Here is an 11,537-nt window from a genome sequence, read left to right on the forward strand (position 1 = left end):
TGAAGATTTAGGTATGTCCAGAGATTTAAGAAGATCGGTAAATGTTATCTTATCTACTCCTAGTAATATGAGAAGTATACCTATTCGTACAGAGCTGGTAAATACTGGCGATTTTATAATTTCAATAATTTCCTTTAATTCTCCCGTCATTTACTCATCACCAATTTTTTCTAAGTAAACTTAATCCAGCATACATCCACGATATAGAAAACACGAAGAATAAATAAGAATTAAACACGGTTCCACCTATAAATCCTATAATAGCACCTATTAACGCTATGTAGTCTTCTTTGTCCCATTTATCAACTTCTAGTAAGGAGAAGAGATAGTAAAAATACTTTATTATAAGTAATAAAATTAGAAAATTTTCTACTATCTCCACAACTTCTCCTACTTCTCCGCCTACTAATAGAGCGTAAAGCCCTAACGATGATATGATTCCTATAGAAAGGAAATAGTAAAAGTAAGATGAATAGAATATTTTACTGGTTCTTGGTTTATTTGATTTTATTTCCCTAATTTTTTTCATTACTGACGGAATTTTTCTTAACTTAAATAACAGAATTGATGAAAATATTATATATATTGAATAGACTAATGGAGAATAAATAATAATTTGTATAACTGGATCTATGATAGTTAGAGAAGTATGAAAGTTTAAATAAATAAGTGTTAACCCAAACATCAAAGGAACATAAGTAGATATTAATAGATAGAATAGTCCTATTATTCTCCTTACTTGCCTTAAGTATACTCTTCTAGCCATTTCACTGCCTTCTATAAATCTTTGCAAAGAATTAAAATCACTCATTCTTTGATCACACTTTAAAGTTAAAATCTACGCTGACCTATAAATTAATTAATGGAAGGTACATTAATTGAACAATCATAATAAATATATAATCAATGATAACGTTGCTAATTAAGATAGTGATAAGCAGAAAAATAACATCGTTGTCCCTTTACGATATAAAAAGAATTAAGTTACTTTGACTCTGACGTCTTCTCGCCTGAAGGGGCGAGGGATCCCCTCTCATTGTTCTCCTCATTGGTTCGGGACTACATTTGGTGGGCAGTAGAAAGCGCCAGAACTTCTTCATCTGAAGAGGGACTATTATCCTTGACATCTAGTCCTTTAAAGAGATGCTAGATGTTCCTCCCTCAGTCCAATCAAGCCCTCAATCGAGCTTGGAAGGAGCGTCATTAGCATCACTAAAAGAAATTTTAGAGAAACGAGGTATTTAAACACGGGGCTATCCACCCCAGCCCTAAAGGATTTCCGTCCCCTTAACCTCTTTTTCTGTAAATTCATGAAATATATTGTTTAAGTATTCTATATTTTTTATATATGTAAAAGGACTCTCCTAATGTCATAAATGTACTCATAAGTAACAAAAAGTCGAATATTATCTCTGTCCATGTTATATTATTTTCACTTATGAAATAAATATATATTCTTCCTAGAAAAGATAATATCCACAACGTAAAGATTACGGGGGATCTTTTATAATATATATCGTTATTTTTGCCTATAAACAATTTCGTATCCTCACCAAAATAATAAGCTATTAAAAAACCTGTTACAGATCCTATCAAAATTGAAATCAAATCTACCATAGAAATTGTGCCAGATAATATTGACAAGGATAAAAAAAAAATAAAGGTCGTATAAATAGTCTACTAGGTCTAACTTTTCTACCTTTTATGATAGATTTATAAGAAGAATATACTAAAATAATTATCAATATAATTATAAATTCATAAAATTCATAATTATTTGTATAACTAAAAGAATTCATATACATTTGGTATATTATAAAGAATAATCAGATTAAAAACGGTGGTGAAAGTCCACAAAATTGTCTTTTATTCAAAGTTTTTATATGCCTAATATTTTAGTAATTTCTTCCTTGGGGAAAAGGAGAGAAACATATAAAGAAAAAAGACTTAAAATGAGGGTTTATGAGATATTCACACTTAGTATTTATATTTACCTTGAATATTACTAAATCGCTACTCTAGCTATTTCTACATAAAAAGTTTCGTACTAATTGTTGTGTAGTTAATTCTATTGGTAGTACTGCTCTGAAGTTAATACCTAGATTATGTTATTAATTTTTCCTTGTAATTTTGCAGCTTATAAAGCCTTTTTCTTATAATAAGATCCGCAGATAATGATTCACTAGATTCAGTATGGCTAATGACCTGGTATATTTTAATCTATAGATAGATATTTTAGCAAAAACATCTCGGTCTATTTCACATTATATTCTCCTATTCATAAGGATATTCCAATGGATAATAGCATACTGGGTAACATTAAATACATCCATAGAAATCAAAAAATATGTTAAAAATTCTTCATAAGTACAGTAAACACAAATTTTAGGTTTAATGTCACATAGTTCATCTGTGGAATTCATAATTAAATGCACAAGATGCGGCAAGGAAAGGGAAAACATATACGAGATAACGTGCTCGAGATGCGGAGGACCTTTTAAGGTAGAGATACTAGGAGATTATAATACAGAGATAAGAAAAAACTTCCCTTATATTAAAGAATGGATTTCGCTAGGTGAAGGAAATACACCTCTTCTCGAGATAGGAAAACTTCGTTTTAAACTAGATTTCCTCAACCCTACGGGATCTTACAAAGATCGAGGATCTGTAACTCTTATATCGTTCTTAAGACAGAATGGTATAAAAGATATATCAGAAGACTCTTCAGGTAATGCCGGTGCATCAATTTCAGCCTACTCAGCCGCAGCGGGAATTAACGCCACTGTATTCGTCCCAGAGAACGCTAAAGGTGTCAAACTGAAACAAATAGAGAGTTACGGAGCTAAGGTTGTAAAGGTAAAGGGTAACAGAAATGATGTCATGAAGGCAGCGATGAACTCGGGTAAATACTACGCTTCCCATATCCTGCAACCCTTTTTCAGAGATGGGATAAGGACTTTAGCTTACGAAATAGTGAAACAACATAAGTCTGTGAAAGAAATCGTAATCCCGGTCTCTGCTGGTACACTCCTTTTGGGTCTGCATGAAGGGTTGAACCACTTACTGAAGAGCGGTGTAATTGAGGAGAAACCCAAGATAATAGCTGTCCAGACAAGACAAGTGATGCCCCTCTGTTCAGTTATCAATAAGGATCCGTACATTCCACCGGAGAAGGTGACAAGTATTGCCGATGCTTTAGTTTCCACTCAGCCAGTATTATTGGAAGAGATGGCAAAGGCTACAAATCAATGCATTACAGTAGATGAAGAGGAGAACATATCTGCATGGAAGAAGTTAGCCGGTATGGGACTATTGGTAGAATATAGCTCGGCTACCGTATTGGCTGCTGCAGAAAAAATCTCTCTCGAAGACCCTGTCTTAGTCCTTACTGGTAGCGGACTCAAGACTCTCTGATTTAATTATCTCACAAGACATTATGGACTTACCGTATTGAATTGCATGGTCAATAGCCATTGTTATTATTTTCTTTACCTCTTCATCTGCAATGTAATAATAAGAGTACTTACCTTTCTTCTCTACTCTAACAACTCCACAGTTCTTGAGGCATGCCAAATGGTGAGAGATTAGAGACTGAGATTTTCCGAGTCCTTCGCTTAAGTCCTGAACGGAAGCACTCCCTTTCTCCATTAAGTATAAAACTATCATAAGTCTTGTTCTGTCCGAAAGAGCTGAGAAAAATGACGCCATTACATCTACTAAGTTTTCATTCATACGTTTATATAATCTCAGAAGGACTAATTAACTCTATTGCGAGCAATGACGAGTTAAAACAAATGAACATATGTTCATATATAGCTAAGTTTAAATTCCATTAAAAGGATCATATACTATGAAATTCAGAATAAAGAAAGAAGAGTTAGTATGTGAACACTGTGGTGTTCCCCTATCTGAAGACAACATATATGCGAGAGAGATAAAGGGAGAAAAACATTACTTCTGTTGTTCCCATTGTGCAGACGCATATGAGGAAAAACTGAAATGAAAGAGTTCGTGATATTAGGTTATGGAGCTGCGGGGTTCGCTGCTTTAATTCAAGCCAATGAGTTAGGAGTTAAACCAGTCTTAATAGGCTACGGTCCTTTAGGGGGAACTTGTGTAAACGTGGGCTGTATTCCATCGAAAAGGTTACTGAGAATTGCAGAAATGTACTCAACTGCTGTTAGATTACACCAATTCGAAAAATTTAACATAAGACCAGATTATGAGTCTGCATTTCTTGATTCAAGAAAAATAGTAGAGACGCTTAGGAAAGAGAAATACGAAAACCTACTCTCTAAATATGACGTAGAAGTAGTTGAGGGTAAAGCCCATTTTATTTCTACTCACAGCGTGAAAGTAAACGGTAAAATAATAGAAGGTAAGAAGTTCGTAATTGCAACAGGGTCTTCTCCTTATGTTCCTCCAATAGACGGATTAAGAGAAGCGGGGTTCTGGACTAATGTAGAAGCCCTAAATCCTGACAGAAAGATCAACTCGTTAGCTGTAATAGGCGGAAGAGCACAAGCTCTGGAGTTCTCTCAGATTTACAAGAGGTTAGGAGTGGACGTAGTGATATTACAGAGAAGTAAAGTGCTATTACCTGATTGGGAGCCAGAGATCTCTCTTGAAGCACAAAAAGTCCTTGAAGATGACGGGGTGTATGTAGTCACTAACGTTAAGATAAAGAAAGTTGAAAGAGAGGAAGGAGTAAAGAGGATAATTACTGACAAAGGTGATGTTGAGGTCGATGAGATCTTAATAGCTACTGGCAGAAAACCAAACATAGACCTTAACCTAGAAGTAGCTGGAGTTCAACTCAACGAGTGGGGAGGAGTAAAAGTAAACGATGAACTTCAAACGACTAATCCCGACATATATGCAGCCGGAGACGTAATAGGTGGGGTTATGCTAGAGTCTTTAGCAGGTTTCGAAGGTACTGTAGCCACTAAAAACGCGTTATCGGACTCACATAAAAAGGTGGATAGAAGTACGGTACCTCAAGTCGTATTCACTCAGCCGAATATTGCCAGAGTCGGGAAGAAAAGTGAAAATGCTGAAAGCAGAGTGATAAAACTCAAGGAGTTATCTAAAGCTGCTATCCTTGGTGAGGAGAGAGGGTTGATTAAAATGACAGTTGAAAAGGAGAGTAAGAGAATTCTTGAGGTGCAAATGTTAGGAGAAAACGCGGGAGATGTAATTAATGAAGCTACTCTAGCAGTGAAGTTCGGTTTAACAGTTGATAATATAATTGACACTGTTCACGCTTTTCCTACTATGTCTGAGGCCTTAAGGCTTGTTGCTCTGTCCTTTTACAAAGATGTGAGTAAGCTCAGTTGTTGCGTTTAAAAGGTGGGATAAAATACGTTAGATTACCACTGCTGACTTCCTCACCACCCTGGAAGGGTCGAGGGTTCCCTCCCAAAGGGCTCATCGTTCCCACCATCGATTCGGGTTTACATCTCTCATCTGGTGAGCAGTCGAGTGGCTCAGAGAACCACTCCCATTTGAAAATAGCATCGGGGGGTGTGGGGGTATCCCCCACGGGGGGACTTTCATCGCTAAGCTCTAGTCCCTTGAAGGAAGGAGATAACAGTTGCTCCTCCCACAGTCCCATTAAGCCCTCAATCGAGCTGGGAAGGAGCGTCATTAGCATCGCTAAGAGAAATTTTGACAAAGAAGTATTTAAATATAAGGGGCTATCCATCCCCGCTGGCGAGGCTTTCTGCCCCCTTAACCCCCTTTCTTTGTAATATCATGCAGTCGTTAATCTGTTCTACATCATTTTTTATTTTAATAGTGTCTCGATATCAGCTTACATTGCTCTACTTGCTTTTTTCTTCACTTTTAGCTATTCTAAACAGTTTAGGAGCCTTAGGGAACAAAGTCCTGAAATGAAGAGCTAAAGCAAAAGCCGTTACCGGAGGAAGAAGAATATAAGCTAAGAAGAGTGCTGTTTCTCCGCTAGATACAAACAGTAAAACGTTTGCCGCGGGTATAGCTGTAGCCAGAATAGGTGGAATTGACACGCAACAACTTCCACCAGCTATTACTCCCATTACTGGGGCTATTAAAATTGCTCTGACTTTTATAAACTTAGACATATCCATTACCCTTAGAATCGTAGCTGTGACTATTCCTCCTATTATAAACCCCATGAACAATGAGTAGAAGGTTAGTTCTAGAAAGAAATTTGGAGGAAATCCTATTGTTACGCTGGGATTAAATAGTAAATTGACTAATGCAGCGTACAAACCACCCGGGTAATAAGGAGACACATTAAAAGAAACAAATGACTCAGAAATGGAGAAGAGTTGACCATAAATAATAGTTAAGATCCTTTCCAAAGCAATACTATATACTATATAATGAAATGATAAATAAATACCATATATCACGTAACCTTTTTTATTCATATTACGGGATAGGTAGTTAAAGACTTGTTTTAATCCGGTTTTAAAAACAAATGTGACTAGGGATAACCAGAACAAAACATTTCCGAAAATTACGTAAAGTGAATAATTTGGAGAAAATGGAGCGGAGTAAGTTATAAAGAAGCCTATGAGCATAAAAGGCAGGTAATATAATGGTTTTAATGAGCTCTCCACATACTTCAATTGTTTAAAAAATAAATAAAGTTATTTTTCATCAATTATCACGCTAAAAGATATGAGAACTTAATTTGTATATGTTAAATAAAGAAGAATAAGATTAATAGATGGATAAGTAGTTGGTACATACTCACTTCTCTAAAAGGATAAAATTAGCACAAAAGTTCACGTTAGGCTTGTTTAGTTCCGCTTTGAACAATTCGTATATATTCATATAAAAGGTCTTTAATTACTAATTTATAAGTACCCAGTAGTTACCTTCCTATTCATGATTTTCGAAATATCGTCTTATTATTCTTCCTTTTTTAATTATTTAATATAAAATCAGAAATCTATTATTTTGATGATTAACTAAGTTAATCAGAAAATAAATTTTTGAATATAATGGAAAAAAAAAGTTATGAACTAGAAGAAGATGAACTGCTAGGTATATTGAACTGAACTGGCGCAAATGTTATCTGCTGCTTAACTTCAGGTGGTAGCGTTCCTACCTTTGTTATATTAGCCCAAGTCCACTTATACATTGGGTTATCAGATACTGGGTCAATTGTTGGAGTAGTTAACTGGTTAGCTCCGGGAGATGTTGGGAAACTCATGGCTACAAACAATGACCCTGGAGCTACAGTGTTTGAAATCCATACTACGCCAGTTAGTGTACCCCAATCGTTGTATAGCATAACGATGTCGCCGTTCTCCAGTCCCTCGTTCTGGGCGTCCTGTGCGTTCATTTCAATTATCGCGAATGGAACCCTTTGGTATATTTCCGGTACTTGGAAATCAACAAACCCTGACTGCCAAATTATATTCCACCTACCGTTGTTAACCCAGTACTTATATTTACTCTGCTGTTGTGCTGCATAAGCTAATATTCCTACATAAGGCATCGGGAATGGGTTAAGTGTATTTACTACCGCAGCCTTTAGGTCGTCATAAGAATAGCCGAACATTGACTGTACTTGATCTGGGGTCACGTAAATTACATCCCTAGTTATTAGCGGTAATACAGTATTACCCACAGTCACTGCTTGGTTACAGTCTATGGTTATCCGCTCCACTCTGAACTGACTTTGTAACACGGGTTCGAAGTAGTTAACTAAACCGTACATTGTTATAGTACCGCCTTGACTACAAGCTTGCATTACGCCCTCCTTTGTAAGCTCTGAAGGCGAGCACACAGCACCGCTGCAAGTAGCGCCTAATATAGGTAATTGTACCCCTATAGTCCTAGCTAACATTAAATAGAATAACTTTACTGACGCCCAACCTGTTGAAGAAGTCGGTGCAAACTGCAATGGCAATGCGATACCGTATGGCCACCAGGAGAAGTTCGCCGGTCCGTTAGCAAGATAGTAAGTCCATATGTCACTGTAAATTGCAAACCAGTTATAATCGAAGTAGTTCTCACTGAACTGTGGAATTAATGATAACGGTTGCGAGTTCTGCTTCATGTTATTCGTTAAGGATTGCCATATTGGGTTGAAAGCTTGATAAATCCTCTGCGCTTGCGGTGAGTTACCCATCCCGTTACTCTGTAGCAACTGGTAAATTCTGTAGGCTATCATTGCGTAAACCCATACGGTTGGCATTGCTATACCGGGCGGTGGCATGAAGGGCTCTACTAATCTCATCCTCCTGTCATGCCCGTTCAACCTCAGATCGTAAGTCTCACCGTGGGTTGTCGCATTAGGTATAATTACGTGGGCTGCAGTTTCCAATATCCCGTTCTGGTTGAGGACTACGTCACTTCCCACTACAAATAATGCACCGGGGGTCTTGTTTGAACCGCTTAAGCAAGATATAACTGCTTGAGCGTATTGATCTGGTGTCGGGAAGTTAGGTATTGTAGCGCTTACGGAGTTAACGTCATAGTACGGTGAGCTTGAATTTATCGAAGATGTACTTGTTGAAGGTACACCTAAGCTTAGCACGTTCTCTACGCACTCCTGTAGCAGCTGGGCCCTATGGTTAACTGCTAAAGCAAATTTTCCTCCAGCCATTGTTTGCTTGTAAGTATTAACTGTGAACGCCCATAATACTTTACCATACCCGCTGTAAACTAGATAATCGACTATTGGGTTATACTGGTGACTTTGAGGTACTAGAGTGTTAGTGTAATTCTGGTAAAAGCTCTTTATGAAACTTATAACGTTCTGCGCATTTACTTCCATTCCTTGTTTTTGTAGCTGTTGTGGTACGTATTGGCTCATTGGTATCCACGTCACCCTCCCTTGGTTTAACGGTAGACCTAATTGCTGATACCAAGGCGGTGGGGGAGGTACTGGGAATGCGGCACCTTCCTGATGACCGAATGACCTGGCAATACCAGTACCCGGTCTTCCGGATGTAGCACCTACAATTACAGCTAGGTCTCCTAGGGCGTACATTGCAGTATAATTGGCAGACCATATAAGACCTTTCTCGAATTCTATCAACACCCTCTTATAGTATTGCTGTCCATTACTACCCATCTTAGGTTTTGCGAGCATATCTCCTAATAATTGGATAATATTTTGTGATACTCCGGTTATCTGTTCAGCCTCAGATAGCCATTCGCTTAAGCTCTTGGATTGTAAGTATTGGATGTATAAGTTATAGTTGTTCATATTAAACGTGAACCCATTTGCTTGTGCAGAACTTCCTTGATAGACGTTATTTATGAAGTAATTAACTACGTCGGGATAAGTGTAGTAGATGTAAGCGGCTACAGCGTTAAATAGCTCTGCGTCTGTACCAGGCTTAACTTGGACTGCTAATACTTGCGGTTCGCCGTTAGAGTCTACATTGCACGTTCCATTCATAGCTTGTTCTAAACTACAACCTACAGCCGCTGCAACGGCATGAGCTGTCTCTGAAGGCCTGGCATCGACTACTATCGCTTTACCGGGTGGAGTCGGTTCACCGCTCTCGAACCACGTGGCCTTCCTTTTCTGTGTTACTCCTCTTAAGTTGTCAAATATGTGCTGAATTAAGTTAATTGTAGCCGTGGCGTACTCGTTAGCACCCACCATTACCATTACGTCTGTTATGCTAATGTCTAGCATACTAAGATTATTAATAAAACCGCCTCCGGTTACATCAAATATAGCGGCAGTCTCTGCTGTGAAGGCAGCCCGGTTGTGTAGCCTAATGAAAGGTGTGGCGACACCCGTGTGGAGCAATAACCCTGGCATTAAGTCGTCTACCACACCTCCTCCCATACCACCTCCGTGATCATCCCTAATTGCCATAACTTCTACTCCCGCCGGCCCTACTGGGTCTGGGTAAGTGAATGTTTCGTTAGTTATGTAGTAGTACAGAATTTGGGCTAGGACTTCTATAACATAGCTCCATCCTACGGGTTGTAGTTGTCCGCTCCACCTTATAAGCGGTGTCTTTATCCTAGTCTGGTAAATCCTGAACCCTGCAGCATTATCTTGGAATGGGCTCCATATCCTTTGTGCGTTTCTTCCTCCCCTAGTAGAATAATTACCCTCGTTTACTGGACACTCTGAGCTCGGTATTTCAAGTATATAGACCGGTTTCCAAGTACCAGTAGTTTCGTCATAAGTTACTGTCTTACTCACCATCCCTTCTCCTATCCACGGGATAGCCGTAGGTGGATTTGCAGATAGCGGAGCCAGAGGTTGAGTGTAATCAGCATAATGGCCTTGTAAGTTATATCCATATACGTTATCAATGTAATTATACACTATAGCATTCTGCCCTTTTGCAGGACCTCCTTCTTCTCCCACTGGAAATACAAATACGTCATATCCACACGATACATTACAGAATCTACATACGACATGATATCTTTGTGCGGTCACTGGTGGTAAAGGTACTTTGGTGTTTGGTGCTCCGTAAACTGAAGGACCGGTAGCTGGAGTTACGGATGAAGTTGAGGTGGACATCAGCTCTCACCCGTTGAAGGAGATGGGGCTTGTGCAGCAGTATTATAAGTACCGTAAACTAGCCTATTGAATCCTACGGCGTATATATCTCCGGTAGACTCATCGTATTCTAATATTAACTGCGGTAAGTATTGATTAGGATGTCCTACTACTTGCATACCCCCAGCTGTAGCGTCGTATTGAGAGAAGTGTTGCGGACATAATAAACACCTCGTGTTAGGGTCGTATACCAAGATATATCCCATATGCGCACAATACGCACTATAGCCTACAACATCTCCGTTAGGACCTACACCACCTACTGACGGAACGCCAGTCCTCACAATATAGACTGTATATCCCATATAATTAGCTGTCACCGGAGTCCCAACTTGTAATTGACTATAGTTAGCTACTTTTTGTCTAACAAATCCTACTGATACTGGAGAAGTAGTCGGAGGAGATGTTGTAGTTGCAGTAGCTGTTGTAGTTGTAGTAGCTGTTGTAGTTGCAGTAGCTGTTTGTGTAACTGTCTCTTCTTGTTTTACCGTCGTGACTTCTGGTTGTACCTGAGTTATAGTTCTTGGAAAAGCATTTCCACCTATTACTATTCCAGCAGCAATACCTGCCACAGCAGCCGCTCCACCTATTATTATCGCACGCCTATTAGAATCTACACCCTTATCTTTGCTCATTCACATACTCACCCTTTAAGTTATAATAATATAGTAATGAATGATTAATAAACTTAATTGTAAAATAATATATATGTTTGAATATACATATTTATTAGAAAGTAAAATTAATTTAAATTAGACAATTGATATAAGTAAAGTTTGGTATTTTCATTATTTTATTAAAAAAAGTCTCACATAAAGAAAATTCTATCCTTAGGAATTACTTAATATACTGATATGTAAGCTTTGAATAAGAATCCTATTTTAACTTGTTATTATTACGTATGGTGTTGTTACTGAGGTTGATGCTATTATTGTTCCCCACATTCCAGCTAGTGCATGTCCCGGTACTCCGCAAGCATACCAATATATTCCTGCAGGTA

At 38.2% G+C, this 11,537-nt stretch carries 10 protein-coding genes; 3 read left to right on the plus strand and 7 right to left on the minus strand.

The genetic code is table 11. The annotated features are described in order from the left end of the window. Window positions 1-157 precede the first annotated feature (157 nt). The gene (locus WIW52_RS06080) at window positions 158-811 is read right to left on the minus strand and encodes a hypothetical protein (RefSeq protein WP_337709267.1); all 654 of its coding nucleotides are present in this window, start codon (window positions 809-811) and stop codon (window positions 158-160) included. Between the two features lie 1,610 nt (window positions 812-2,421). Between WIW52_RS06080 and WIW52_RS06085 the strand changes: the two genes are divergently transcribed. Next, complete coding sequence (locus WIW52_RS06085) at window positions 2,422-3,414, plus strand: pyridoxal-phosphate dependent enzyme (protein ID WP_337709277.1); 993 nt, start codon at window positions 2,422-2,424, stop codon at window positions 3,412-3,414. Here WIW52_RS06085 and WIW52_RS06090 read toward each other — a convergent pair. After that, a complete protein-coding gene (locus WIW52_RS06090; RefSeq protein ID WP_337709269.1) occupies window positions 3,379-3,732 on the minus strand; it encodes an ArsR/SmtB family transcription factor in 354 nt (117 codons plus the stop codon). The genes WIW52_RS06085 and WIW52_RS06090 overlap by 36 nt on opposite strands. Before the next feature lie 118 nt (window positions 3,733-3,850). Between WIW52_RS06090 and WIW52_RS06095 the strand changes: the two genes are divergently transcribed. Together WIW52_RS06095 and merA are read left to right on the plus strand one after the other, a co-directional pair. Next, a complete protein-coding gene (locus tag WIW52_RS06095) occupies window positions 3,851-4,003 on the plus strand; it encodes a heavy metal translocating P-type ATPase metal-binding domain-containing protein (RefSeq protein WP_337709270.1) in 153 nt (50 codons plus the stop codon). After that, a complete protein-coding gene (merA, locus tag WIW52_RS06100) occupies window positions 4,000-5,346 on the plus strand; it encodes a mercury(II) reductase (protein WP_337709271.1) in 1,347 nt (448 codons plus the stop codon). Before WIW52_RS06095 ends, merA begins: the two co-directional genes overlap by 4 nt. Here merA and WIW52_RS06105 read toward each other — a convergent pair. The 5 genes from WIW52_RS06105 to WIW52_RS06125 form a co-directional block, all read right to left on the minus strand. After that, the gene (locus WIW52_RS06105; protein ID WP_337709279.1) at window positions 5,330-5,653 is read right to left on the minus strand and encodes a hypothetical protein; all 324 of its coding nucleotides are present in this window, start codon (window positions 5,651-5,653) and stop codon (window positions 5,330-5,332) included. The two genes, merA and WIW52_RS06105, sit on opposite strands and share 17 nt — an antisense overlap. 169 nt (window positions 5,654-5,822) lie before the next feature. After that, a complete protein-coding gene (locus WIW52_RS06110) occupies window positions 5,823-6,605 on the minus strand; it encodes a hypothetical protein (RefSeq protein ID WP_337709272.1) in 783 nt (260 codons plus the stop codon). Window positions 6,606-7,006: 401 nt separating this feature from the next. After that, the gene (locus tag WIW52_RS06115) at window positions 7,007-10,498 is read right to left on the minus strand and encodes a molybdopterin dinucleotide binding domain-containing protein (RefSeq protein WP_337709273.1); all 3,492 of its coding nucleotides are present in this window, start codon (window positions 10,496-10,498) and stop codon (window positions 7,007-7,009) included. Then, window positions 10,498-11,172 carry an arsenate reductase (azurin) small subunit gene (locus WIW52_RS06120; RefSeq protein ID WP_337709275.1) on the minus strand — a complete coding sequence of 225 codons (675 nt, stop codon included), beginning with the start codon at window positions 11,170-11,172 and terminating at the stop codon, window positions 10,498-10,500. The genes WIW52_RS06115 and WIW52_RS06120 overlap by 1 nt, the downstream gene beginning before the upstream one ends. Before the next feature lie 246 nt (window positions 11,173-11,418). Beyond that, on the minus strand, window positions 11,419-11,526 hold the full coding sequence (locus tag WIW52_RS06125; protein WP_337709281.1) for a sulfocyanin-like copper-binding protein: 108 nt from the start codon (window positions 11,524-11,526) through the stop codon (window positions 11,419-11,421). Window positions 11,527-11,537 lie beyond the last annotated feature (11 nt).

This window comes from Stygiolobus sp. RP850M, from assembly GCF_037389295.1.
GTDB lineage: Archaea > Thermoproteota > Thermoprotei_A > Sulfolobales > Sulfolobaceae > Stygiolobus.

Excerpts from the sequence above, each read along its gene's own strand:
- WIW52_RS06080 (WP_337709267.1), bottom strand. The coding sequence starts at position 811 with ATGAGTGATTTTAATTCTTTGCAAAGATTTATAGAAGGCAGTGAAATG.
- WIW52_RS06090 (WP_337709269.1), bottom strand. The coding sequence starts at position 3,732 with ATGAATGAAAACTTAGTAGATGTAATGGCGTCATTTTTCTCAGCTCTT.
- WIW52_RS06095 (WP_337709270.1), top strand. The coding sequence starts at position 3,851 with ATGAAATTCAGAATAAAGAAAGAAGAGTTAGTATGTGAACACTGTGGT.
- merA (WP_337709271.1), top strand. The coding sequence starts at position 4,000 with ATGAAAGAGTTCGTGATATTAGGTTATGGAGCTGCGGGGTTCGCTGCT.
- WIW52_RS06105 (WP_337709279.1), bottom strand. The coding sequence starts at position 5,653 with ATGCTAATGACGCTCCTTCCCAGCTCGATTGAGGGCTTAATGGGACTG.
- WIW52_RS06115 (WP_337709273.1), bottom strand. The coding sequence starts at position 10,498 with ATGTCCACCTCAACTTCATCCGTAACTCCAGCTACCGGTCCTTCAGTT.
- WIW52_RS06120 (WP_337709275.1), bottom strand. The coding sequence starts at position 11,172 with ATGAGCAAAGATAAGGGTGTAGATTCTAATAGGCGTGCGATAATAATA.